The sequence below is a fragment of the Microcoleus sp. B9-D4 genome (genome assembly GCF_036705105.1).
Classification (GTDB): Bacteria; Cyanobacteriota; Cyanobacteriia; order Cyanobacteriales; family Microcoleaceae; genus Microcoleus.
Window position 1 is genome coordinate 84,561 of record NZ_JAUBTS010000001.1, and the last position, 24,967, is coordinate 109,527.

Below are 24,967 nucleotides of genomic sequence, written 5' to 3' on the forward strand. Positions count from 1 at the left end.
GTCCTCCTTCAGTCGTCTTTAGACGACTTTCGCTATTAGACAGGGAATTTATTCCCTGGCGGGTAAGCAATACTGACACTTGAGCATCTTTTAGCATAAAGCTCGATCGCTCAGCAGGATAGCTCGGATCTAAAATTAAGTAAGCTCCTCCCGCTTTCAGGATACCCAACATCCCCACAATCAGATCGAGCGATCGCCCGCAACAAAGCCCGACTAAAACTTCCGCCCCAACCCCCATTTTTTGCAAATAACGTGCTAGTTGGTTGCTGCGGAGATTTAGCTCTCGATAGGTGACTCGCTCCTCTCCAAATACCAGCGCCACCGCCTCCGGTGTCCGATCTGCCTGCATTTCAAATAGCTGATGGATGCACAAATCTTGCGGATAATCTGCCTGAGTATTGTTGCATTCAACTAACAAATGATAGCGCTCTTGGGCGCTCAAATATTGCAAGTTGGCAATTCGCTGTTCCGGATTTGCCACAATGCTTTCTAACAGAGTTTGAAAATGCCCGATCAGGCGGGTAATCGTAGCTTCATCAAACAAATCGGCGCTGTAAATAACCATGCCGCTGATACCCTCCGAGCTATCAACCCACAGCTTATTGCTGGGCGATTGGTTGCTTCCCGAGCTGTTGGGCGATCGCTCCCACAAATGAAACTCCAAATCAAACCGCGCTGTACCCACATCTAACTGCTGCGGGCTGAGGGTTAATTCTGGCAATTCTAACCGATTCCCCGGCGCGTTTTGCAGCGCAAACGCCACCTGAAATAAGGGATTTTGGTTCAACGCGCGATCGGGGTGCAGTTCTTCTACTAACTTCTCAAACGGCAAATCTTGGTGAGCGTAAGCTCCTAATGCTACCTCTTTGACTCGGTTTAAAAGTTCCCGAAAAGTTGGATTTCCCGACAAATCTGTACGCAACACCAAACTGTTGACAAAAAAACCGATTAATGCTTCAATTTCACTGCGGTTGCGATTGGCGATCGGCGAACCTACCACAATATCTTCTTGCTGCGCGTAATGGTAAAGCAACGTTTTAAAAGCTGCCAGCATTGTCATAAACAGCGTCACTCCTTCGCGCTGGCTCAACGTTTCTAAAGCCTCGCTCAGTTGTTTTGGCAGTTGCAAAAATTGCCTTTTGCCTCGGTAACTTTGAATTGCTGGCCTGGGACGATCCGCAGGCAAATTTAGCATAGAAATGCCGTTTAACTGCTGTCTCCAGTAAGCAAGCTGCGTTTCTAAAACTTCCCGTTGCAGCCATTCGCGCTGCCATTTTGCAAAATCAGCATACTGGATCGACAAAGCCGGTAAAGGCGAAGGTTTTTCGCTAGCAAATGCCGTGTAAAGTGCGCCTAATTCCTGAATTAGCACTCCGATAGACCAACCATCGGAGACAATGTGGTGCATATTCAGCATTAATAAATATTCGGCATCATCTAACTGCAATAATGTGACTCGCACCAACAAGTCAGCGGACAAATTGAAAGAGCGTTGAGCTTCCTGGGCGGTGAGCCGATTTGCTTCAGTTTGTCGAGATTCCTTGGGCAAGTTTCGCAAGTCTACTACATTAATCGGGAGGTGGAAAGCAGCAGCTATTCTCTGAACAGGTTGACCCGAAACTACTGCTAAAGTCGTGCGTAAAGCTTCGTGGCGGCGCACAATTTCATTGAAGGTTTGTTGCAGGGCTGCAAAATTGAGCGCACCTGTCAAACGCAATGCTGCGGGAACATTATAAAAAGGATTGTTCGGTACTAATTGGTCGAGAAACCACAAGCGCTGCTGTGCAAAGGAAAGCGGTAGATTTCCGTCCCGCCCCACAGGAACAATCGGTGTAGGAGTGAAACTAGAAGTACGATTAGCTGCTTTTAAAAATGAAATAATTTCGGCTTTTTTCTGAGAAATTTCCGCGCGCAGTTCGGGTGTAATAATTCCTTCGGGAGCATTGCAGCGCAGGATCTCGCCCTCAACAAAAATATTAATATCTAGACTGCGAAGGTAAGATAAAAACTCCACTAACTCCACCCTGACAGAATCTCTGGCATTTGGTGATGAACTCGATATTTTTGGATCGGGCATTTTGAGTCATCCTGTCATTACTTGGGCAAATATAAAATAAATTCTACCAGCGCACAAATTAAGAGCTTAACTTACCCCTTGCCGACTGTGGCCTAACCTAAGTATGATTCTGTTTGAATCCGCAACCAAAATCCTACCCAAGGTTTCAGCTTATGCCGTTCATGCCGTTCAATTTCCTGTTCCTATGGCTGCTGGGACTGCTGTCCGTCGGGGTACTTGGCGGAGGTATATACATTATTTACGAATGGTACATCGGCGCACTTGTAGGGATTTCCTACTTAGTCAGCGGAGTCTTGATGCTTCTTTGGTCCGTTGGCGGCCGCTTTATCAGTTTGCCCTTGTTCCGCCGCCCCGGTGCTGACGAACCGAAGCCCACGCGGACGGGTACGGTGCAGCGGGTAGAGAGGCCTGATGGCACTATTTTACAAGTAGAATTCTACGGCCCAGAGGACGGACAGCCGATTATCCTCTCGCACGGTTGGGGGCCGAACAGTATGGTTTGGTATTACGCGAAACGGCAACTAAGCGATCGCTTCCGAGTGATTGTTTGGGATCTTCCAGGTTTGGGAAAATCTACTCGACCAAAAAACAGCGACTACTCCCTAGAAAAATTTGCCTGCGATCTCGAAGCCGTCATTGCCATAGCAGGAACTAAACCTGTTATCCTACTCGGACACAGCATCGGCGGCATGATTACTCTAACATTCAGTCGGCTTTTTTCAGAACTTCTCGGTAGTCGAGTAGCTGGTTTAATTCTGGTAAATACGACTTATACTAATCCCCTCAAAACCGCTATTTTTAGCGGTTTATTACGCGCTTTGCAAAAGCCGCTGCTCCAACCTATGCTCTATCTCACCATAGCTCTTGAACCGATTATGTGGGGAATGACTTGGCTGAGCTATCTCAATGGTTCACTGTACATCAGTGTAGAAATATCGGGATTTAAAGGCACTGAAACGCGCGGTCAATTAGAGTTCTCAGCTTTCTTATCAGCCTTGGGTTCTCCCGGCGTTCTCGCTCGCGGCACACTGGGAATGCTCAACTTTGACGAAACAAAAACTTTGCCATCAATTGACATTCCTGTGTTGGTGATCTGCGGCGATTCAGATATTGCCACTACCCCCCCAGCTAGCCTGCGAATGAAAGCAGAATTACCTCAAGCAGAGCTAGTTACTATACAGAAAGGAGGACACATGGCATTAATCGAGCATAACCAGCAGTTTGCAGATGCTGTCAGGGCATTCTGCACAGAAATTTCGTGATTTTTAGCTGCCGTCAACCTCACTGGTAAAACCTGCCCCACCCAATCCAAAATACAGCAAATAATTCATTCTCCGGGGTGGGTTTTACCAACAATAACAGCCAACAATTAACTATAGACCTCTTGCAAAAGTCTGGAGGCAAAAGAAGCTGCACCAATAAACTCAGCTTAGAATATCAGGTCTTGATAACACTGGAATAGCTGGACTTTATAATTTTGAAATCAATCAAGTTCAAAAGATTCATAATTTTTGGATCGGGCATTTTGAGTCATCCTGTGATTACTTGGGCAAATCAATAAAATAAATTCCACCAGCGCACAAATTAAGAGCCAGGACTTACGGAAGTGTCATAATTAGTAAGGTGCGTCAGATCCGAAACCCTTGATAATCCGTTTATAATCAAAGTCTGACGCACCCTACAAGTCGATTCGAGCGTGCTATTGCAACTAAGTAGGCTGCGATCGCACCCATCGGGCGGTTACGCGATCGTAAGAAGGCGGCGCGGAGGATCGTCGCAAAAAAAGTGAGGCTATCCTACCTGAACTTCCTGCTCAGTTTGAACCTTTGCTAAAGCCGCTTTGAGATTTGCTTCAATCGACTCCACCTCACCCCAATGCTGGCAGTAAACTAGCAGCTTGCTACCTCTCTGAAGGATGAGATTTTGATTCTAGGTAGCTAGACATCAGGCATTGCTCTCTAAATCTTGGCTTTGAAAAATAGCAGGTGTGTCAAACTGTGTCCAGGAAAGATGGCAGCGCGATCGGCAAGGAGTAGTAGCGGAACATCGCCCCTCGTTCCATAAATTGCTCCATCACCAGCAATCTTTACTGATTACTTTCAAGTATTGCCTTCGCCTGCAAAAGTCCTTGAATATTCGTGCCGCGATCGCTGCTAGCTGTTAAATAGATGCGATCGCCCTTGGAGTTAAAGGATACCCTCGCATCTTTGACATTTTGGTTGCTTTATCCGACAATCTATGTAATAATTATTTTGTATAAGTATTTATCCTGTAATCGGGAACATAATACGTAGTTAGAAAACATAAACTACCAAAAATATAAATGGCATTTGATAAAAAAACCTCTGAGACAATAGCTTATAGAGCAGCTTACATATGCAGTAATCCCGAATGCAATACCCTGACAATAGGGCCGACAATTACCGACCCTCAATTAAAAAACAAAAAGGGCGAGGCTGCTCATATTCTTGGTGAAAAGGCAGGTGCAGCTAGGCATGATCCGAAATCCTCCATCAATATAGCAAGTGTCGAAAATGGATTATGGTTATGTGCTAACTGCCATACTTTAATAGATAAAAATAAAGGCGCTGATTATTCTTCAGATGATCTCTTCGGATGGAAGAAAGATCATGAAGAAACCATATCAATGCTGCTTAGAACCCATAAAAGTCCACTCCCGTTAATTTCAAGGCGGTCAACAAACCGAAAAATCGCACAAAATATTGTTGATTATATATCGAATAAAGGTGTCTATTTTCAATGTCATTTAATTGAAAATCCTGATCATGTTATTAAATCTATCGCTGAAGTAAGAAAAACAATTGACCTTGAAGTTAAAGCTATTGACTCTGATAAACGCCTAAAAGAGATATGTAGATCTATTCAGAATGCAAACCAAGACTTTATGAATGAATTGTCACTAGATAACAGTTTATTGCATCATTATTTAATTATTCTACGACCTAGGGTTGGGCTACAGTTAAAAAGATTAAGAGACGAAATAGGATGTAATATCTCAGGTGAGATTACATCGATCATACCCTAATGCTCAGTACAGGACAAAATTTATTCATCGTAGGTTGAGTTGAGGCAAGAAACCCAACAAGATAATGGTTGTCGTGTTGCTGCTAGACATAAGGAAACTTGAGAATATCTTAAAGATACTCCATTAAAATACTGTGAAATAGAAAATTTAGAAGATTCTTTTTGGAAGCGCCTTTTTCTTGAAATGTATAACCAAAATCAAGAAGCTAAAAAAGTTAGTGGTTAGTGCGATCGCTGATCTTGTAGGTTAAGTGCGATCGCCTAAAAATCACGACTCACAGGAATAGCGATCGCCACTTTCCCCTTCACCTCCCAAAAACGATCGCCTTTTAACCTCACAAAAAGCTCGCAGATGAAGGTGTTCAAATTGTCCTAGGAGTAGCGTGTGTTAGCGTAGCGTAACGCACAAAATTGGATTCTCTTGCAAATAATCAAAAGGTGCATTACATTTCATTAATGCACCCTACAATATCGCCGATCGCACTCACAATCGATTTTTTTTAAGTTATAATATTAATTGAACTAAACATCGTGTTTTAATGTATGACAGATCATCAACATTTCGTAACCCAGGCCGTACTCAGAAACTTTTCTTCCTCAAGAAATAAAAAGACAATATTTGTCATTTTTCACATCAAAAATAAACTTATAATACAATCAAATCCCATAAATCGAACATTTGAACGAAATAATTATTTCACAACTAATGAAGAAAATTATGATTCATGGTTTAAAGAGATCGATGCTCAATCTCCAGATATAATAGCCTCAATTATTAAAAATGGTGTAGAAAACTTGAACCTTCAGGAACGAGAAAAAATCAATAAATTCATGGCATTTCAATGGCTTAGATGTGTCGCAATCAGAAATGAATCAATTTCGTATTCTAAAATCTTAGGAGAGGATTGTATTAATTGTATTAAAAATATTCATGCTGATCTGTTTACAGATATTGATTTTTTAATCGAAAAATTTAAGAATTTAACATTAAGTAGTGTTAGTCCAAAATCATTAAATATAAAACATGAATACGTTATTAGTGGTTCCCCAGTTTTATATAATGTTTGGGAACCTGAATTCTATTTTCCTATAAGTCCAACTAATTGCTTAAGATTTCATTCTATTGACAGTCGTTTATCTCCACTGGATTCTAGGTTTCTTAATGAACTACAATTCATTAATGGTGAAGGTTATAATGGTTGTCGTGTTGCTGCTAGACATCAGGAAAGTTTAGAATATCTTAAAGATACTCCATTAAAATACTGTGAAATAGAAAATTTAGAAGATTCTTTTTGGAAGCGCCTTTTTCTTAAAATGTATAACCAAAATCAATAAGCTAAAAAAGTTAGTGGTTAGCGCGATCGCTGATCTTGTAGGTTAAATGCGATCGCCTAAAAATCACGACTCACAGGAATAGCGATCGCTTTAGGGTGAGTTAATGAAATGTAACGCTCCTTATTTTTGTTTGAACGAAAGCATTCTGTTCGGAAATGTAGGGAGTGAGAGATTTTCCAAGCACATCAAGGTAAAAACTTCGCTACACAATCGATCGCACCACTCCACCCTCAACTCGCAGGGCAGCACCATTAATCGCAGAAGCTAAGGGACTGGCAACAAACGCAACTAACGCAGCAACTTCAGAGGTTGAAGCAAATCGCTGAATCAGCGAAGATGGACGCATCTTAGTGCGTAGGTTGGGTTGAGGAACGAAACCCAACATTTTCGCTACAATTTTCCTTAACTGAACCGTATTGTTTTATACCCTATTTTTCTTCTTAGTCTTAATGTCCCGAACTAAAGAAGAACTTTAGGTAAATTGATAATAAAGCTTGTCCCCTTGCCCTCTGCACTTTCAACCGCAAGTGTCCCTTTATGGGCTTCAATAATACTCTTTGCTAAAAATAATCCTAATCCCCAGCCGGTTTGCTCCTCAGCACAGATGGTTCGACGAAATTGTTGAAATAGGATGGATTGAGCGTCTAGGGCGATCGGATTGCCTTCATTATGGATAGTAAGGCTGATCTGCGTTTCAGTTTGCTGGAGTGTGAGTGTAATCGGCGTACTAGGCGCACCATATTTCACAGCGTTAATTGCTAAATTTTCAATCACCCGCCGTATTTCTTTACGGCTGCAAAAAGTCCTGATATCAGAATTAGAGACTACAACAAACCGCTCTCCATACGCGAAGCTCAAATCTTCTACCACGTCTTGGACTAGCATCACAAAATCGCATTCTTCAACTTCAATCTTTAAGCTCTGTCCTGCCCGCAGCCGACTCGCATCAAGCAGATTTTGAATCATCGAATCCAGCCGATTGATCGCATTGAGCATCCTCGCGGCCACATCCGCGTGGCTATCTCCTCGTTCCAGCCGCCGCAGAGTTAGTTGAGTTCCCATTTTTACGACATTGATGGGATTTCTGAGGTCGTGAGTTAGCGTCACCATAAATAGTTCTTGAATATCTCGCAGCGTTTCGGAGAATTGAGTGGCGGCGTCATTAACGGCTTGCTCAATGGAGCCGATAATAATGTCTCTATCCTGCACTCCTAAAGGTGCTTCTTCTTCTAAAACTTGAAATATTACTTGACGGAGGAGCTGATACTCGAAAATGAGGTGACTCATGGAGTAGTCCGCATACCCCGCCCGTTCATGCCCATGCAGCTTGCCAATCCGCGTACTTTCTACCTCGTCGGCTGTAATTCGCGCAGATGTCCTGACAATTCTGTTTGAGAGTTCATCTACCAGTTGGTTTAAGTAGAGAGGTAGGGAATCTTGCAAGACAAGAGAATCTTGATGCGTTGATGCACTGACTTCCTCACGCGCCCGCTTCTCCCACATCCGCATAATTTTTTCAGCATTTTGTTTAAGACGGTCAGACGCTTGGTTGGACATCGTTTCTTATTTTCGGGATGAGTCGCTGTTGGGAGAACATTTTCTCCCTTATTTATAATGCCCCGCGAGCAATTTTGCAAGTATATAGGCAGCATCAGCCTTTAGGAGGTTAGCAAGTAACAGGTCTAAATCTCCTCGTGAAACAGGCTTGAATATCAGTTCCCATTGCGGTAATTTCTACCGACAGGCAAATGCCAATTCCACAAAACAATCAAAATCATCCAATTATGTAAGGGCTTAGAATTCCACATCTTCTCGCTCATTTTCCTCTGTTCTGGGAGTATCCAAACCAGTCGCGGCCCAGCGCATTGTTTCAATGTATTTTGCCAGACTCGCCACAGTCGGAGCCTCAAACAAATTGCTGACCGATAACTCGACTTGCAAAGCGTCTCGGATGCGAGAAATCAACTGAGTTGCTAGTAGGGAATGCCCGCCTAGTTCAAAGAAATTATCGTAGATACTAAGTTGCTGTTTTCCCAAAAGTTTAGCCCAAATTTTCCCTAGCATTTCTTCGAGATCAGTCCGAGGCGCTACATAATTTTCTGTTATATCCTCGCTGTCTGTATCTATATCAGGCAAGGCGCGGCGGTCTACTTTGCCATTAGGCGTCAGTGGCATATTCTCCAACACTGCATAAGTTGCAGGAACCATATATCCTGGTAACTTTTCCTTCAAAAATTGGCGCAAGTCACTTGACTTGAGCTTTGGAGTTTCTGATTTTTCATTAATGCCGTCAGGAATAACATAAGCTACCAAATGTTTATCGTCTGGGATGTCTTCCCTCACGATTACTACTGCTTCGCGCACTTGTGGATGCTGGCACAAAGCGGCTTCAATTTCTCCCAATTCGATGCGGTAGCCGCGAATTTTTACTTGGTCGTCAATGCGACCTAAAAACTCGATGTTGCCGTCAACCAGATAGCGGCCTAAATCACCTGTTTTATAAAGGCTAGAACCAGATTTATTGCTAAAAGGATTAGGAATGAATGCAGCAGCAGTTAAATCTGGCTGATTGAGGTAGCCTTTCGCCAATCCGTCACCGCCGACGTACAATTGACCTATAACACCGATCGCCACTGGCTGCAAATCCGCATCCAGGAGATAAATTTGCGTGTTGGCGATCGGGCGGCCGATGGGGATAGATGTTGCAGTTTCGGGTACGTCTTGCACGCAATAATAAGCCGAAAATGTGGTATTTTCTGTAGGCCCGTAAACGTGAATTAATTGAGTGGTTTGATTTTGTTTGAGAAGTTTTTTAACCCATCTCATATCGACAGATTCTCCGCCAAACAGCAAGCAGCGCAGCGAATTAAAAGCTTGCGGTAAAACTCTAGCAATTTGTTGAAATAATGCCGTTGTTAAAAACAAAACGGTAATGCCTTGTTGGCGCAGTTCTAATGCTAAATCGTGAGGCGAAAGGGTAATATTTGTGCTAATTCCCACGAGTTGAGCGCCGTTAAGCAAGGCTCCCCAAATCTCGAATGTGGCTGCATCAAATGAAGCGTTTGATGCTTGGGCAATTTTATCGGTAGGTTCTATTTTTATATAGTTGGTGTTGAGTACCAGCCGATTTACTGCTTTGTGGGTGACAGCAACTCCCTTGGGTTTTCCTGTTGAGCCAGATGTGTAAATAACGTAAGCTAGGTTGTCTGCTGTTACGGTGTTGGCGGGATTTTCGGCGCTTTCTTTGGCTATGTCTTCCCAGTCGCGATCGAAGTAAATCACCGAGTTTGAGAAGTCTCGGAAATTCTCAATCAATTTATCCTGAATTAGCAAGACTTTAACTTGAGCATCTTCCAGCATCAAGTTTAGCCGATCGCGCGGATAGCTCGGATCTAACGGTAGGTAAGCTCCTCCCGCTTTCAGTATAGCCAACATCCCGACAATTAGGTCGATCGAGCGCTCTGCACAAAGCCCCACTAAAACCTCCGCCCCCACGCCCAGTTTTTGTAGGTAGCGCGCCAGTTGGTTGCTGCGAATGTTGAGTTCTCTGTAAGTGATGTGCTGGCTGTCGAAAGTTAGGGCGACATCATCCAGATGCTGCTGAACTTGCTCTTGAAATAACTGATGAATGCACTTATTTTGAGGATAATCTGTCCGAGTATCGTTCCATTCTCTGAATAATTGATTCACTTCATCCTCGCTCAATAAAGGTAAGTTAGCGATTCTTTGTTCTGGATTAGCCACAATGCTTTCCAGCAGCGTTTTAAAATGCCTCAGCATTCGGGCGATCGTAACTTCATCAAATAAATCTGTATTGTACACAGCTACGCCTCTGAGCCCTTCCGAATCTTTCCACAGTTCCCCGTATCTGTTCCTAAACTTATCCGAAGCTTCCCACAAATGCAGCTCTAAATCAAAGCGCGTTGTTTGAGTCTCCAAATGAAAAGAACTTAACTTTAATTCTGGCAATTCTAGCTCGTCTACCGGCCCATTTTGCAGCCCGAATACCACCTGAAACAGCGGGTGTCGATTCAACGATCGCTCTGGGTGCAATTCCTCGACTAGCTTCTCAAAAGGCAAATCTTGGTGAGCATAAGCTCCCAGGGTTACTTCCCGCACCCGGCCCAAAAAATCTCGAAATGTCGGGTTTCCCGAACAATCTGTTCGCAGCACTAAAGTATTGACAAAAAAACCGATTAATGCTTCTATTTCGCTGCGGTTGCGATTGGCGATCGGCGAACCGACCACAATATCTTCTTGTTGCGAGTAACGGTAAAGCAAAGTTTGAAATGCTGCGAGGAATGTCATAAATAAAGTCGCTCCTTCTCGCTGCGAGAGCGCTACAAGTGCGTCCTTCAGTTGTTTCGGCAGTTCTAAATATTGAGTTTTTCCCCGATAATTTTGCCTAGCTGGTGCAGGGCGATCTGTGGGCAAATTTAACACAGAAATCCCGTGCAATTGCTGCCGCCAATAAGCTAGCTGAGTTTCTAATACTTCACCTTGCAGCCATTCGCGCTGCCACTCTGCAAAATCGGCATATTGCAGTGATAGTTCGGGTAGGGGAGATGGCTGTTGATTTATCAAAGCTGTATAGATAGCCTGCACTTCTCTAATTAGCACCCCGATCGACCAATCATCGGAGCCTATGTGGTGCATATTTACCAAGAGAATATGCTCGGTTTCTGTCAGCCGCAGGATGGTGACTCGCATCAGTGGCCCGGTGGATAAATTGAAAGGGCGAAGAGATTCGGCTGCGGAGAGTTTTTTGGCTTCTGTTTGCCGTTGTTGTGGCGGCAAATCTTGCAAGTCTAATACTTTTAAATTAGTCTTGAAAGCGGGAGAGATTATCTGCACTGGTTGACCTGATACCGCTGCAAAAGTGGTTCGCAAAGTTTCGTGGCGCTGCACTATTTCGTTGAAAGTTTGCTCTAAGGCTGTTAAGTTGAGGGAACCTGTTAAGCGCAGGGCTGTTACTACATTATAGAAAGGGTTTTCCGGTGCGAATTGGTCGAGAAACCACAAGCGCTGCTGGGCAAATGATGCCGGAAAGACAAACACTTCGGCCTCTGAGGAAATATTTAGTTTTTGTAGCTCGCTTGTAAAGGAATTGTCATAAATTTCGGATGCCATATCTGTTGCTCTTGGGGGATGGGATATGTTAATTTTTTGATGGCGCGGGGTTGCTTTTTGACGTGCGATCGCCTCTTAAAACTTTCGCGAGCAAAAGATCGGAACTGTTAAAATCATAAACCTGGGTGCGGGAGTGCGGCAGAAAGGCGGGCAAAAGAAACCGGATTTCTGGCCGCATGATCAAGTTATCCGTTGAGGGGCTAGGAGTGCGACCCCCCTATCAAATTTAGTCGCGGAACGGGCTCTTAGGTTTGTGAGTCGGGTGCAATCGGGTGAGTTAGATGGGAGAATTACCGGGAGCAATCCGTGGAGAGGTCAAGTGTAGTATGATTTCTAATTGCACAAAGTGTTCTTGGGGCGATCGCCAAATTTTCACATCTCCAACTGAGCGACTACTATTGATTAAACAGTGTCCGCAATCTTTTAGATCGACTCACTATAACTTGCGAGCTGATTTGCCAAAATACTTAAGAACACTGAACGTGCAGTTTAAATTAGAGGTTATAGGCTAATGGCGCAGCGAAACGTATACTCGTCAAAGGGCGAGCCAGAGGATGCACAATCAGCAGAAGAAGTTCTCCACTCAGTAATGCAAGAACTGGACGCTTTGCATGAAAATGTCAAAGGCCAGTTAAATCAAGACATTACTCGGCTGCAAACTGAAAAAAATCACCTGATTGAAGATATTGAAGAGCTCCGGGAGCAATATCGCAAATTGCAGTCTCAGCAAATGGAATCTCTGTCTGGGCGATACATTCAGCAGCAGCAATTGTGGCTGAAGCAGTTGGCTCAAGTTTTGGCTCACAATTTGCAGGATTTGTTGGTGCAGCGGTTCAACGAACTCAGCGCTAATTCGGGAAATTCTCTCAGCAGCCCTATTCCCAGTGGCGAGTTCCCGATCCCCCTGCCGCCAAGCAACTACGACGAACGGGCCTCGCAGTTGCTGGCGGCGCTGGATGAAAGGATCGATCGCAGTTTCCAGATGCTGGAACAAGATTTGAGCAGCTATGAAAGCGAGCTTTCCGTGCGGCTCAACAACATGAAAACCCTGGAAATGCAAGGGGAAGAGCTGTTACAAAATCTCGTAAACCGCATCAGGGAAGAACTCGAATCAGAAGAAGAATATCTTGAGAATCCTTTCGATGCTCAAGATTCCTATGTCGAGGAATCAACTAATTCTGTTAATTCTGTCCGCCCGCAATTTCTGCCCCCCACACCTGTGGAAACGCGGCGGGAACCCATGCCCCAGCCTTCTTCAGCGCCACCGACGGCACCCGCTAAAGTAGCTTCTCAAGTGCAGACAGGTTTGGTGCTGGCTTTGTCTTCGGCGGTGGTATTGTCGCTGTTTAATGTTTGTTTGAGAATTCTGATTAAAAGCAGAAATCCTCGTGTGGTTTTTGGATTGTTTGAATTTCCGGGGGTGGTGACTCCCGGTTTTGGCAATTCTTTGTTGATTTTGTTGATGCGGCTGATCGTGGTGATGGCTTTGATGCCGATATTGGCGACATTTCTGTATCCTTCTGTGTGGAAAGATATTAGGCGGTTGTTCGAGTCGGGCGATCGAGCTTTGTGGAGTAAAGTTTTAGGAAGCGCATTTTTTCTGTTTTTGTCTCAGGTTTTGATTTATTTGGCGATCGGCAATATTCCAGCGGGGATTGCGATTACGATTTTCTTTATTTATCCGATCATTACCGTACTCGGTTCTTGGATCTTGTTTGGTTCTCGTCCTAGCAATGTCGGCTTTTTGGCGATAGTGGGGATTACCGCAGGTTTGATTTTAGTTGGGTGGCCGAGTTTTGCGGCTCCAGCTCCGGGCGGCGGCAATGTCGGGGTGGGAGTCACGGCTGCACTGGCTTCTGGGATTACCTTTGCAGGTTACGTATTGCTGACGCAAATGGCTGCGGGCAAGCTGCACCCAATTCCTTTTAGTTTAGTTAATTTCGCCGCGATTTTTGTATTTTCGTCCCTGAGTTTGTGGGTGCCACTGTCGGAAAATTTTTCTCCTAAAATCGACCAAAATGTTTGGCCTGGTTTGATTATGGGAGGCGTTGTTTTAGGGGTGCTGACGCTGTTTAGCTATCTTTTGAATAATTTTGCCATCCGGTTCGCGGGGGCGGCCTTAGCCTCAGTAATTGGCACTTTGGGGCCGGCAATGACCGCACTCTTCGGTTTTCTAATTATCAATGAGAAGTTGCAGCCTGTGGCAATTCTGGGCATGGCTGTGGTGACATTGAGTGTTGCTGCTATGAGTGTGGAACGCATAGTCGCTCCTCAGAAAAAGGCTGGTTGAGGTAATATTTTTCTTTAACGGTATAGCCTTTCTCAGGTACATGAGCTGCCAACCCAACCTACAGAAGAAAAACTAATACCAATTTTCTGTGAAGCTGCATAGAATAGATCCTTGACCAGAAAAGATTTCAGGCTTCCCATTCTATGCAGCGACCTACATAATTGGTATTAGTTGATACTGTAGGTTGGGTTTCCTTCCTCAATCCAACACAGGGTGTATCCACGATTTTTCATAGAAACCGGTTTTTTTGCCTTAGTCCTAATCTATTCAGTCTAGCTAAAACTCATGCAAAAATTAACCATAAAATCGACATTTTTACTGTTGTCATTAGTCTTATCTTTAGGACTATCTTTGCCTGCGCGTGCAGATGTGCTGACACCAGGATATACTAAAGTTTATGCCTGTTTTAAAATTGATAACTTAAATAAATATCCTCAGTATTTATTTATAGCTGTCGTCCGCTCTGTTAACCCGAACCCGACACTCCCAGGTAGTCATAGAATCCTCAAGCCAAATCTGTGTTTTGGTGACCGCGGATATCGGATGTATAGCCAAGTTTACGCCCTGCCAAAATCAGCGGTTAAACCTGGAGAAATTCTCGCCGAACAACTTAAAAAATTTGATGAAAAAGATCGACGTTTAATTCCATCAAAACTACAAATTGAGCACTCGCGATCTGTCGCAGCCATCTTCGTTGGGGACATTACGGATGTATTGGAAATTGTTTCTATCAGTAACAACAATCTAGAACTAAGGGAGAAAAGCAGTAATTCTCAAATGTTTATTTTGGGGCTTTTAGTGCTTTCCAGCCTCGTCGTAACAGCTATAGTAATTTTTAGATGGCGCAAGCTGCCTAAATAGTTTCGCTTTAATGCTATCCGTTCTTGCTATAGCAATCCTTGCACCTCATGGAGACGATGGAAACCTTACCGCCAAGACATAAGTTGGTGCTAATAGCAGCAATTGTGCTTGTGCTAGCCTGCGCTCTGATATCAGTTGCTTTGCCACTAGCAACTTACACGATCGCCCTGGCAATGTTTGGACTAGCTCACGTCATCACCGAATTGCGCTATGTTGATGGTCGTTTTAATTCTCGCCTGGGAAACAACTTACGTTTGGGGATGATTTGGCTCCTGCTGCTAATTGTTAGCTTCCGCACCTGCTTTATGCTGGGCTTGATTTCTAGCTTGCAGATCGCACCTTTAGAATTAACTTGCGTTGCGTGCCTAGCAGGATTAGTCGTTCCTAAACTCGCCTTGCGTAGTTGGCTGTGGGGTGCTTTTGGCATAGCAGTGGTGGCGGGAGTGACGGCAGGCATTGCGATCGCGCCTGCTATGTTGCTGTTGGTTTTTAGTATCTTGCACAACCTAACACCAGTTGGTTTCATCGCCGAAAGACTACGAGGCGAACGGCGACAGCGCGCTTTATGCTGCTGTTTGCTAGTTTTTGTTACGATACCGCTGCTAATTCTTTCCGGCTTGCCACACGCCGCCTTAGCTCAACTTCATCTGCTATCTCCCTCAGTTTCGCTGCTGAAAGCAGGGTCACTTTCCTCTCACTTGGGCGTATTTGTACCTCCAGATCTGCACGGGGAAGCTATGGGCGACCGAGCTTTCTCTGCCGCCGTGTTCCTTCAGTGTATGCACTATGCGGTTGTTCTCGGCGTACTGCCTCACTGGGATGATGCTGCGAGTTGGGCAAAAGCTCGTACTTTCTTTCCTTGGCAAAGGGGCTGGCTGTTTCGCGGGACAGTTGCTATCTTGGCAACACTTTTATTTGTGGCTTTTACTCAATCTTTTACAGGTACTCGCAGCGTTTACTCGTTGGTAGCTGCTATTCATGCTTGGTTAGAAATTCCCATTTTGTTGCTGGCTATAGTTTGTCCTGCGGAAACAGGGTTCATCGAAGTTAAAGCAGTTGGTAGATAGCCAAGCCGCCGAAGAAAGAGGTGGCATTAGCAATTGCTGACAGAAAAAGTCCTTGCCGCCAGCCTATTTTACCTACTAGCGCGTAGAAAGCCCCTTCCGCTATCGTCACAATGATTTCGATCGATCCTGCTCGTTCTGGAAATCTCAAATAGGGAATCAGCATTTGGGAGCCGATCCAAGCTAGGGGATGAGTTACAAGAGTAGCAATGCCAGCGCAGATTAGCAGCAAGAGCAGCTTTTTGTCAGGTCTTGGTTCCATAAGCTGTGCTAACAGCAGAACAGTTGGAACTTCAATTGCTAGCGAAATTAATAGTGCTAAATTTTGGGTCATTTCTTCTAGAGTTACAAAGGTGGGCGATTTTTGAAGGCGATAAATAATTGCCCTTGGACTCTGATCACTCAAAACAAACAGCTACTCGAAAACCCACAATACTAGCCTTGCAATCCGGCTGATATCTGAGGCGACACGCGCTGCGACAATTCGGAGGATGATCGTTCCAAGAACCGCCCCGCAACAACCTCAGCGAAGAGTCCGCGTCAGACTCCCAAACGCTACCATCCGCAGGCGCACCGTTATAATTATTGTGCCAAGAATCCGCGCACCATTCCCAAACATTTCCGTGGAAATCGTACAATCCGAAAGCATTAGGTTTAAAACTACCAACATCTGTCGTTTGAAAGCGATAAACTCCCTTCGGCGCATCAGCGTAATTAGAATTTCCGTTGTAATTGGCTAACTCGCTGGTAATCGTTTCCCCAAAGTGAAACGGCCCCGTAGTTTGCCCCCGGCAAGCATATTCCCATTGGGCTTCGCTAGGCAAGCGATAATTCTTGCCAGTTTTGCGAGAAAGTCGATCGCAAAATTCCACAGCCTCGTACCAAGATACATTTTCTACAGGTCGATTTGCACCTTTAAAACGGGCAGCATCGGGATTGAGAAATATTTTAATTTCCGGCAGCGCCGCCACTGCTGTCCACTGGGCCTGAGTGACTGGAAATTTGCCCATATAGAAAGATCCTAAAGTTACTGGGTGCTGGGGTTTTTCGTCGCTGTCACCTCTATCTTTTGGAGAACCCATGAGGAAAGTACCGCCAGGAACAGATACCATTTCCAGCAGTGTACTGCTACCAAGAGGTTCTTCAAAAAAACGCGCTTTGCCGCTGTTAACATTAATTTGCTTCCCGCGCTTGTCTACTGTCACCACCTGAAATTCAAAAGTGCTTTTGACAGCAGCAATTCTCTGCGATGCCTTGTTATGAGGCGGATTGGTGCGGAATTTTCCCCTGCTATTGACAGAGATATTGCTGTTGATTTGCCCGCTTTGATTGAGCGGGGTATTGATGGCAAGTTGTCCTCCCTTTGTCCGAAAAGAATTTAGAGCAAGTTGTCCTCCATTGGCACAATGGGGTTGGGGAGGTAAAGAATAGAGATTTAAAGCTTTGATTACTTCATCAGCAGATTGATATCTATTTTTGAGATAATCTTGAATTAATTTGTCTAAAACATTTGCCAACTCGCTGCTGACTTTTGTGCCGGCTGGCAACCGTTCTCTCCAAATCCAGCCGCCGTTGATCGGGTCATAAAGGTCATCGGAACCGTCAATTTTTGGCAAACATTGAGTTAGCAGTCTCAGGCAAGTTATTCCCAAACTGTACAAATCGCTGCCGGGGAAAACTTGACCGCGCATTTGTTCTACAGGTGAATATCCGGGCGTTCCTACCGTCGTGCCTACTTTGCTCATTAGGGAGCCCGTCACTTGTTTGGAAATGCCGAAATCTATCAAAACTAACTCTCCCCGCCCTCCCCTTCGGAAAGCTGAATTCCGAAAATTTCCCGCCTTTGGCAGGGATGAGCTAACAGAGGTGCGGCGCCGCATGATATTCTCAAGTTTGATGTCTCGGTGAATGACATGGCGATCATGCACAAATTTCAAAATTGGCAAAATATCTGCCAGCAACTGCCAAATTTTTTCTTCGCTAAAAGCACCCTGCTGAGTTAATTCTGCTAGTAAAGTTTGCCCCTCAATCAACTCTTGTACTAAATAAAGTCGCTTGTCTTGTTCAAAATAAGCAATTAATCGAGGAATTTGGGGATGTTCACCGAGTTCGTAAAGTCGTTTCGCTTCTTCTTTAAACAATTGTGAGGCTTTTTCAAGTGCTGAGGTTCCTTGAAATTGGGGTACAAACTGCTTAATTACGCAGGGATCGTCCATGCGATCCGTATCTACCGCTTCATAAGTTCTGCCAAATCCCCCTTCGCCCAACAGTCGAATCACGCGGTAGCGGTTTCTAAAGAGAGGGTTGAGGCCTTGCGATCCGCAACTTTGACAAAATTTAGAGTTGTCGGGATTGAAAGGATGAGAACACGTGGGATTAGAACAGTAGAACATATCTGGGAAGAAATGATCCGGTTAAGATTATGATATATCTTTTTGGCTTCCTCATGGAATCCTAACAATTAATTATTGGCTATTGACAATTGACCGTAGGGAGGGCATTCCCCCCCGCTTGTGTGGGCCCAAGGGAGAAAGTAGAAGGCAGAATTTAAAACGCCAATTAATCCAAAGAAAGCGATTTGAGTACCAAAAATGCCAGCGCGATTGACCTATTTTAGCAACCCCCTTACCGCCGATCTTCGTCTGGGGATCTTGGTAATTTCTTTACAGAGGCCAGTATAGTACAACTCGGCGATCGCCCAACCAAAAAGCGATCGCACTCAAAGAACTATCCGACGAGAAACTAAGAAAGCGATTTCAATAAGCAATTCCATCGCTTCATCGGGGTGTAAGAGTTCTACAAGCTCGATCGTCTTTAAAGGCGAGCGGGGTAATTTAAACCTAAAGTGTCATATTTCTGCTGCTTTTTTAACCAATTTTGTCGTTCCGCTAAATAAGTTTATTTCTGAATATTTTGACTCCTAAAATAAGTAATAAAAACAGAATACAGCATGATACTGACACTATTGTTTCGGTGATATTTGGTGATATGAATATGATAAATCCCTCATCTTTAATTAAGGCAGAGAAGCTTGAGACACAAAATGGCATGAGATATAACCTGAATGCCTGCCAATGATCTCTTTTGCCTTTACTAGAAGAAACACTTAGCATCAGACCAGTACCGATTACAGCACTTATACCAATTGAATTGAGCCATATCTTGACCGAAGGATCAAAATGAAAACAAACTACTACAACATACCAAATGAGATAGCACCAGAGAATAGCTTTATCTAATTTGATTTCGTAAAGATATTGAATCAACCCTTTCATGGCTCTAAAAATGCTTTGATTTTTTCAATTGTATTGATGAATACAACCCGGTGGATTGAATAATTAGGGATGGATAGCCAAAGAGCCTTCTAACGAGACAAAGCGGTTATTTTTAGCGACCAACCATGTCGCTCAAACATTTTGCCGAGTCCTTTGCCAGAAACATATTTCGCCTTAATCTTCATGATTAATCTATAATAGCTATCTGAACAGGATTTTAGCGCATCGCTTCAAAACTTGCTCCGGCGCGATCGCTCTACTGGTAATTTTAAAGTATTGGGTATTGCGATCGCGACCTAACGACTTGGTTCAGTGGTAGACCGCCCCGCAAGACCCCAAACATACACGCAGAAACAGGGCCGGCTTTCCGCTGCACGCTCATTGTTCGGCGACTGTTGATAACTTCTACCTCATTTGAGCGAAGTTAATTAATTGTGCCAAAGTAAATAAGTGCTGCGCGGATCGCGATGAACCACACCGCGAGCGTGGCAAATAGGTAGAGGTAGAACCGAAGTATGATGAGATTGAATGTGCAATGGACAGCACTATGCAATGTGCGAAACACAACGAAGACCCACGCGGCGTTCACATACACTGTATCTACCTGCTTCGTGATGAACAGATATAGGACAAGTGCATAGAAAAGTACCGGAACCTCGAACAGGTTTTTTAGGTTGTCCGATGGATTGGATACGCTGGGTGGCGAAATTTGTGCCAGTGCGCCCGGTACAGCAAGTTCATTCGGGGCAAGCTTTATACTGTTGATAAAACTGATACGGCGGATGTACATATACACCCATACTAGGAGTGTTAGAAACACTGTGGCAAAGAAGGGGGTGAAGATGGCATCTTGCGTCATTTATACCTCTCAAATTTGATTATTGTGATAGTTGCTGGACGATAAAGTAGACGATATGCGATGTACAAGGCTGGAAGAAACATAGAGTAACGTAAATCCAATTAGAGGATGCAGTATCTCTAGGTGAAGAGGACTTTTGAGATGAATGCTGGAAAATTGTAGTCCAAGCAGGATTGGCAAACTGGCGGCGAGATGTCGTATTCTGCGTGAGAATGGGGCGAGAAACGACCATCCCAGTAATACTAATGACAGCCCACTGTACCCTCGCACTAGCCAAACATGAATATTCCACCATGCAGGATTATTGAAGTAGGCAACTCCAACCGTTAATAACTGAGCAATCAAGCAGACATTAAAGATGATTGAAGTCACATAAAAGCTGATGAGTATCCCACGTGTGGGAGTGCGATCAGGCTCGGTTTCCAAACTTGTTGTCATGTCAAGTTGCTTTTGAGATTACAAGGGTAATATAATTCGAGTATTGCAATGCTTCTAGACCTCGATCGGGTACTCTTTTTGACAATCAAGCAATTTGGTTACAAGCGCCCGGATTCATCCGTGGGGTCAATTCTAAAATCTAAAATCTAAAATCTAAAATCGGTTGACACCATGACGATGAAAAGTCCCTTGCAGCTTTTATTTGAAGCGCTCGACCAGGTAAAGGACGAACAAGATTTGCGATCGCAAGTCGTGCCCAAAATCGGCGAGTATTTTGCAGCTAAACGATCGGGAATCTTTTTCTTCGATCAACTGCCCTTGGTAGATAGTAATCTTCAGAAAATACTGAAAGTTGGGCTATCGATCGAACACAATCCTGTTGTGCGTTATTTAGCGGAACGTCATGCTCCTGTCCATGAAGCATTGGTGGCATCACCCAAGGTTTGGACAATAATTTGTCCCCGACCCGATCATTGGCACGTCATGGCGGGGCCGATTGTCAGTCGCGGTCAATTAATGGGTGTAGTGGGTTGTACGCGCGATCGGTCAATGCCCGCTTTCGATACAGAAAATCTAGCGGATTTGAGTGCGATCTGTTTGCACTTGTCTGTTTGGGCTGCAACAGTACGCGCGGCGAAGCTATCCCGTAGGGAATCGCAACACCAACCTTTGAAGACTTCACGCCTAACGCCTCGTGAATTGCAAATTGCCGAATTGGTTGCTTTGGGGCGAACCAACGCAGCAATCGGGAGGGAACTTTGGATTACTGAGAATTCAGTGAAGCAAGCTTTGAAGCGAATGTTCCGTAAGCTTGAGGTTTCGTCTCGTGCAGAAATGGTTGCACAGCTTTCGGCGACAAAATATAATTTGCCAAGTGTAAAAATGTCTCCATCTAAGGATCGCGAATTAAATAACTTACAATTTTAATTGTTATTGTGGGATGGGCGTCCCGCCCGTCCTTTTTGGACGGGCGGGACGCCCATCCCACTTTCAAGAGTGGAAGTTATTTAATTCTCATTCCTAACTTGATGCAGAACACTCACCAATAAACTTAACGCTAGAAACCCCAAGAGCGATCTTCTTCGAGGGCTTCGCTAACGCACTTAATTGAAGAGCGATCGACCGCAGTAGTTTTGAAGTATTGAGTAGGGCGATCGAGCGTTGGAAACTACAACTCATCAATCGTCACTAATCCCCCCTCAGTGAACTGAATCACAAGTTCTTGCTCGTCGAGCAAAGCAGTTCCAATCAGAGGTCTTCGCCCTGTAGCAAATACACGAACTTCTCGTTCTTCCCCGTCCCAAAGGATGATTGCTTCGTGAACTGCTACTAGGACTTCACTGTTATCTGCTAAGTTTACAGGCATATCGTACAGGAACGGCAACCCCAGTAAGGTAACTGCCTCCGGTGGCAAACATAGGTAGTCAGTGAAGCCCGTATCTATGACAAACTCGATCGCGAAAGTAGAGCCGCTTGGGAGGAGAAACGTCAACAAGGGCGATCGCGTGCCGATCGGTCACAATACCAGAAATCACTTGTTGACACGATCCATTACACCACCCAACGAAGCAGCCACATTGTAACCAATACGAATGCCAAAAAGTCGAGCATACGGATGCTTTGCCATCAGACTACGTGCGGCTTTTAGCCCAGTTTTATCAACTTCGTAGTCACCTGTTTCAATATCAATGATGACTATCTTGCCAATATTCTCTTCTAATTCAATTTTTTGGCGGATGGTACTCTCATACAAATGTTTCGCACGACGAGCGACTTCTTCACGACTCAAAAGGATTGTTTGCATACATTCCCTCTTTTTTGTAACTTTTTATCCTATTATGGATATGATAGCTCACTTACTCGGTGCGATCGCATACCTTGACGCACATCATCAATAGTTATTCCCTGCTCGATCAAGAAAGGAATAATATCAATTAAGTTGTTCTCAGTACACTCAATAGATAAGCTCTCAGCGGTCGGTGTACATTGGGGTGGTTATGCGGGGCGAGCTAACGCAGACAATACCATCTCAAACAACTCGTTTGGATTATTAGTACATCCAATAGCACCACGACGGCGTGACTCCGCAACGTGCTCTGGATCTCTTGAACCAGCATAAATGATAAATGGAGTTTGATCCCCACTAGAGCGTAGCTGATCGAGAAGCGTATAACCTGCTTGGGAATCAGGTGGTCGCCCCATGTCGGAAATAATTGCATCGAAACGTTGTTTAGAAATCTTCTTTAGCGCCTCATCTGTCGATTTCGCCAACACAAAACTAACTCCTAGCGCTTCAAGTGCTTGACGTTCATAGCTATTTTTATGAGGGTTATCGTCCACCCAAAGGACTGTTGATCTCCTCGCACGTCTTATGGCGCGAGGCGTAACCACTTCAGCGACAACATCTGCGGCAATCATCGCTTCTTTTGCAACGCTCTCAGGAGTCTTATCTCCATCAGGTTTAGATGCAGCCGCAGCAGACAGAGCAGCAACAACTTCAGCTTGTTTTCTCTTTAGAGAAACCTCAAATCCTGCCCCTTTAAGCGATAGCTCCCCCAAGCTTGAGAAGAACTCACGCAAGTCCTGACCAAACCGGATCAGGATGAACAAAATTACTCCCGGCCAGATGAGGACGTTGAGCAATTTTGTAATTGCGTCGAATAGCTTAACAATATCGTCAATTCTCACTGTTCACCTAACCGAAATATGAGGTACCAAACACGAACAGATAACCTTGCAATACGCCCCCACCAAAAACTGCTCCCCATAAGTATTAATTATACCATAGTTCCGGTCTAACACTTCGATCGCACTCCTTGACCGCATACCCATTTTTTTCTAAAACCCAACTCCAAATTGCTTGAGAGCCAAAGTTTCCCTGATTTGTATATCAATTAAAATAGAAAACCCCCAAACTCTATCTTTCTAAGATTTTGGGGGTTTTATTCCTACATCTCGTTCAAATCATAACTTGCTCGGCTCGATCGCCGGAGCACGCAGAGACAGAGTTTTATTCGTAGCAGCCTTAGCCACTAGCGACGGCACAGAATCGCGCAATTTTGCAGTCAACTGTACAGTAGTCGCATCGTAAACCTGAGTCAGCATCTTCGGATATAAACCAATGCCAATAATCGGCACTAACAGAGCCGCAATAATAAACACTTCTCGCGGTTCCGCATCCACCAATTCCTCGTGATCCGACAATTCCTTATTCTCAGGGCCGTAGAAGATTTCACGCAGCATCGACAGCAGGTAAATCGGAGTCAAAATCACCCCGACAGCAGCTAGAAATACCACGCAAACCTTAAATACTGGATTGTAAGCATCGCTCGTTGCAAAACCTACAAACACCATTAATTCTGCTACAAAACCGCTCATTCCCGGCAAAGCCAAAGAAGCCATAGAACAAGCAGTCCACATGGCAAAAACCTTACGCATTTTCTGCCCGACACCGCCCATTTCGTCGAGCATGAGCGTGTGAGTGCGATCGTAAGTGCAGCCCACCATAAAGAACAAACTCGCCCCAATTAAACCGTGGGAAACCATTTGCAGCATTGCACCGCTAATTCCCAAATCGGTAAACGAAGCTATCCCAATCAGCACAAACCCCATGTGCGAAATCGAAGAATAAGCAATTTTTCGCTTCAAATTGCGCTGAGCAAAAGAAGTTAAGGCGGCGTAAACAATGTTAACCACACCCAAAATTACCAAGATGGGTGCGAAGACAGCGTGAGCATCCGGGAGCATTCCCGCATTCATCCGCAGTAAAGCATAGCCGCCCATTTTTAGCAGAATTCCTGCTAGCAACATGTGGGCGGGTGCGGTTGCTTCGCCGTGAGCGTCAGGGAGCCAAGTGTGCAGCGGAAAAATTGGCAGTTTGACGCCGTAAGCTATTAAGAAACCTGTATACAGGAGCAATTCTACAGTGGGGGCGTAATCTTTAGCTGCGATCGCCCGCATATCAAAAGTCACCGTATCGCCGTAAAACGCCATCGTCAGCGCGCCCAGCAAAATAAACAGCGAACCGCCTGCGGTGTATAGGATAAACTTAGTTGCTGCGTAGAGGCGCTTCTTGCCGCCCCAGATTGACAAAATCAGGTAAATCGGGACTAATTCCAGTTCCCAAACTAGGAAAAACAGCAACATATCCTGTACGGCAAAAACTGCGATTTGGCCGCCGTACATTGTCAGCATCAAAAAGTAAAAAAGCTTCGGTTTAAATGTGACCGGCCAAGCAGCTAAAGTAGCCAGAGTAGTAATAAAACCAGTCAGCAAAATCAGCGGCATCGATAAACCGTCAGCACCCACAGACCAATTCAAATCGAGTTGCTGCACCCAAGTATAACTTTCTACCAGTTGCAAATCTGGATTACTGAAGTCGTACTGAGTGTAAAAAGCGTAAACAAGTAGGGCAAAATCGATCAAACCCACAATTAGGGCATACCACCGCACCGTCTTGCCATCCTTATCGGGAATTAAAGGAATCAGCAAGGACGCAGCAATGGGAAACAGAATTGTTGTTGTTAACCAGGGAAAGTTAGCTGTATCCATTGCGTTTTAAAATGATCCATCAGTTATTAGGTTTAAACACAT

20 protein-coding genes are annotated in these 24,967 nt (G+C 44.6%); 8 read left to right on the plus strand and 12 right to left on the minus strand.

Features of this window, described 5'->3' with window-relative positions; genetic code table 11:
- A partial coding sequence (locus QUB24_RS00350) for a condensation domain-containing protein (RefSeq protein WP_333149524.1) occupies positions 1 to 2,077 on the minus strand: 2,077 nt, incomplete at its 3' end.
- A gap of 152 nt (positions 2,078 to 2,229) precedes the next feature.
- Here QUB24_RS00350 and QUB24_RS00355 point away from each other — a divergent pair.
- The 4 genes from QUB24_RS00355 to QUB24_RS00370 all read left to right on the plus strand — a co-directional run bounded on the left by QUB24_RS00355 (position 2,230) and on the right by QUB24_RS00370 (position 6,457).
- Positions 2,230 to 3,339: an alpha/beta hydrolase gene (locus QUB24_RS00355; protein ID WP_333149525.1), complete on the plus strand. Its 1,110-nt coding sequence runs from the start codon at positions 2,230 to 2,232 to the stop codon at positions 3,337 to 3,339.
- A 725-nt stretch (positions 3,340 to 4,064) separates the two neighbouring features.
- Positions 4,065 to 4,241 (plus strand): hypothetical protein, encoded by a 177-nt coding sequence (locus QUB24_RS00360; protein ID WP_236508231.1) that lies wholly within the window; start codon positions 4,065 to 4,067, stop codon positions 4,239 to 4,241.
- Between the two features lie 159 nt (positions 4,242 to 4,400).
- Positions 4,401 to 5,123 (plus strand): HNH endonuclease, encoded by a 723-nt coding sequence (locus tag QUB24_RS00365; protein WP_333149529.1) that lies wholly within the window; start codon positions 4,401 to 4,403, stop codon positions 5,121 to 5,123.
- 542 nt (positions 5,124 to 5,665) lie between these two features.
- A complete protein-coding gene (locus tag QUB24_RS00370) occupies positions 5,666 to 6,457 on the plus strand; it encodes a DUF4238 domain-containing protein (RefSeq protein ID WP_333149531.1) in 792 nt (263 codons plus the stop codon).
- Between the two features lie 202 nt (positions 6,458 to 6,659).
- Here QUB24_RS00370 and QUB24_RS00375 read toward each other — a convergent pair whose 3' ends face one another.
- From QUB24_RS00375 to QUB24_RS00385, 3 genes are all read right to left on the minus strand, one after another.
- Positions 6,660 to 6,842, minus strand: coding sequence for an SDR family oxidoreductase (locus QUB24_RS00375; RefSeq protein WP_333149533.1), 183 nt, complete (start codon positions 6,840 to 6,842; stop codon positions 6,660 to 6,662).
- Between the two features lie 74 nt (positions 6,843 to 6,916).
- Entirely contained in the window at positions 6,917 to 8,014 is a 1,098-nt protein-coding gene (locus QUB24_RS00380) for a HAMP domain-containing sensor histidine kinase (protein ID WP_333149535.1), read from the minus strand.
- A gap of 237 nt (positions 8,015 to 8,251) precedes the next feature.
- Positions 8,252 to 11,587 (minus strand): amino acid adenylation domain-containing protein, encoded by a 3,336-nt coding sequence (locus QUB24_RS00385; RefSeq protein WP_333149537.1) that lies wholly within the window; start codon positions 11,585 to 11,587, stop codon positions 8,252 to 8,254.
- A gap of 511 nt (positions 11,588 to 12,098) precedes the next feature.
- On the opposite strand from QUB24_RS00385, the gene QUB24_RS00390 reads away from it, so the two are divergent.
- The 3 genes from QUB24_RS00390 (at position 12,099) to QUB24_RS00400 (ending at position 15,805) form a co-directional block, all read left to right on the plus strand.
- Positions 12,099 to 13,877: an EamA family transporter gene (locus tag QUB24_RS00390; RefSeq protein ID WP_333149539.1), complete on the plus strand. Its 1,779-nt coding sequence runs from the start codon at positions 12,099 to 12,101 to the stop codon at positions 13,875 to 13,877.
- Positions 13,878 to 14,162: 285 nt separating this feature from the next.
- Positions 14,163 to 14,738, plus strand: a complete 576-nt coding sequence (locus tag QUB24_RS00395; protein WP_333149541.1) for a hypothetical protein — start codon at positions 14,163 to 14,165, stop codon at positions 14,736 to 14,738.
- A gap of 47 nt (positions 14,739 to 14,785) precedes the next feature.
- The gene (locus QUB24_RS00400; protein ID WP_333149543.1) at positions 14,786 to 15,805 is read left to right on the plus strand and encodes a hypothetical protein; all 1,020 of its coding nucleotides are present in this window, start codon (positions 14,786 to 14,788) and stop codon (positions 15,803 to 15,805) included.
- On the opposite strand, the gene QUB24_RS00405 is transcribed toward QUB24_RS00400, so the two are convergent.
- From QUB24_RS00405 to QUB24_RS00420, 4 genes are all read right to left on the minus strand, one after another.
- A complete protein-coding gene (locus QUB24_RS00405; RefSeq protein WP_172186522.1) occupies positions 15,786 to 16,136 on the minus strand; it encodes a hypothetical protein in 351 nt (116 codons plus the stop codon). The genes QUB24_RS00400 and QUB24_RS00405 overlap by 20 nt on opposite strands.
- A gap of 64 nt (positions 16,137 to 16,200) precedes the next feature.
- Positions 16,201 to 18,195 (minus strand): bifunctional serine/threonine-protein kinase/formylglycine-generating enzyme family protein, encoded by a 1,995-nt coding sequence (locus QUB24_RS00410; RefSeq protein ID WP_333149547.1) that lies wholly within the window; start codon positions 18,193 to 18,195, stop codon positions 16,201 to 16,203.
- A 1,306-nt stretch (positions 18,196 to 19,501) separates the two neighbouring features.
- On the minus strand, positions 19,502 to 19,936 hold the full coding sequence (locus QUB24_RS00415) for an MAPEG family protein (protein WP_333149549.1): 435 nt from the start codon (positions 19,934 to 19,936) through the stop codon (positions 19,502 to 19,504).
- Between the two features lie 9 nt (positions 19,937 to 19,945).
- A complete protein-coding gene (locus tag QUB24_RS00420) occupies positions 19,946 to 20,374 on the minus strand; it encodes a DUF6220 domain-containing protein (RefSeq protein ID WP_333149551.1) in 429 nt (142 codons plus the stop codon).
- Positions 20,375 to 20,545: 171 nt separating this feature from the next.
- Here QUB24_RS00420 and QUB24_RS00425 point away from each other — a divergent pair, with 171 nt between their 5' ends.
- Positions 20,546 to 21,301, plus strand: a complete 756-nt coding sequence (locus QUB24_RS00425; RefSeq protein WP_333149553.1) for a LuxR C-terminal-related transcriptional regulator — start codon at positions 20,546 to 20,548, stop codon at positions 21,299 to 21,301.
- Positions 21,302 to 21,542: 241 nt separating this feature from the next.
- On the opposite strand, the gene QUB24_RS00430 is transcribed toward QUB24_RS00425, so the two are convergent.
- The 4 genes from QUB24_RS00430 to QUB24_RS00445 form a co-directional block, all read right to left on the minus strand.
- Entirely contained in the window at positions 21,543 to 21,866 is a 324-nt protein-coding gene (locus QUB24_RS00430; protein WP_333149555.1) for a clan AA aspartic protease, read from the minus strand.
- Between the two features lie 39 nt (positions 21,867 to 21,905).
- On the minus strand, positions 21,906 to 22,178 hold the full coding sequence (locus tag QUB24_RS00435) for a hypothetical protein (protein WP_333149557.1): 273 nt from the start codon (positions 22,176 to 22,178) through the stop codon (positions 21,906 to 21,908).
- Positions 22,179 to 22,369: 191 nt separating this feature from the next.
- Positions 22,370 to 23,062, minus strand: a complete 693-nt coding sequence (locus QUB24_RS00440; RefSeq protein ID WP_333149559.1) for a response regulator — start codon at positions 23,060 to 23,062, stop codon at positions 22,370 to 22,372.
- Positions 23,063 to 23,338: 276 nt separating this feature from the next.
- Positions 23,339 to 24,925: an NAD(P)H-quinone oxidoreductase subunit 4 gene (locus QUB24_RS00445; protein ID WP_333149561.1), complete on the minus strand. Its 1,587-nt coding sequence runs from the start codon at positions 24,923 to 24,925 to the stop codon at positions 23,339 to 23,341.
- Between the last annotated feature and the right edge of the window lie 42 nt (positions 24,926 to 24,967).

Coding starts and splice junctions, on each gene's coding strand:
- QUB24_RS00355 (WP_333149525.1), top strand. CDS start 2,230: ATGCCGTTCATGCCGTTCAATTTCCTGTTCCTATGGCTGCTGGGACTG.
- QUB24_RS00365 (WP_333149529.1), top strand. CDS start 4,401: ATGGCATTTGATAAAAAAACCTCTGAGACAATAGCTTATAGAGCAGCT.
- QUB24_RS00370 (WP_333149531.1), top strand. CDS start 5,666: ATGACAGATCATCAACATTTCGTAACCCAGGCCGTACTCAGAAACTTT.
- QUB24_RS00375 (WP_333149533.1), bottom strand. CDS start 6,842: ATGTTGGGTTTCGTTCCTCAACCCAACCTACGCACTAAGATGCGTCCA.
- QUB24_RS00380 (WP_333149535.1), bottom strand. CDS start 8,014: ATGTCCAACCAAGCGTCTGACCGTCTTAAACAAAATGCTGAAAAAATT.
- QUB24_RS00385 (WP_333149537.1), bottom strand. CDS start 11,587: ATGGCATCCGAAATTTATGACAATTCCTTTACAAGCGAGCTACAAAAA.
- QUB24_RS00390 (WP_333149539.1), top strand. CDS start 12,099: ATGGCGCAGCGAAACGTATACTCGTCAAAGGGCGAGCCAGAGGATGCA.
- QUB24_RS00395 (WP_333149541.1), top strand. CDS start 14,163: ATGCAAAAATTAACCATAAAATCGACATTTTTACTGTTGTCATTAGTC.
- QUB24_RS00400 (WP_333149543.1), top strand. CDS start 14,786: ATGGAGACGATGGAAACCTTACCGCCAAGACATAAGTTGGTGCTAATA.
- QUB24_RS00405 (WP_172186522.1), bottom strand. CDS start 16,136: ATGACCCAAAATTTAGCACTATTAATTTCGCTAGCAATTGAAGTTCCA.
- QUB24_RS00410 (WP_333149547.1), bottom strand. CDS start 18,195: ATGTTCTACTGTTCTAATCCCACGTGTTCTCATCCTTTCAATCCCGAC.
- QUB24_RS00415 (WP_333149549.1), bottom strand. CDS start 19,936: ATGACGCAAGATGCCATCTTCACCCCCTTCTTTGCCACAGTGTTTCTA.
- QUB24_RS00420 (WP_333149551.1), bottom strand. CDS start 20,374: ATGACAACAAGTTTGGAAACCGAGCCTGATCGCACTCCCACACGTGGG.
- QUB24_RS00425 (WP_333149553.1), top strand. CDS start 20,546: ATGACGATGAAAAGTCCCTTGCAGCTTTTATTTGAAGCGCTCGACCAG.
- QUB24_RS00435 (WP_333149557.1), bottom strand. CDS start 22,178: ATGCAAACAATCCTTTTGAGTCGTGAAGAAGTCGCTCGTCGTGCGAAA.
- QUB24_RS00445 (WP_333149561.1), bottom strand. CDS start 24,925: ATGGATACAGCTAACTTTCCCTGGTTAACAACAACAATTCTGTTTCCC.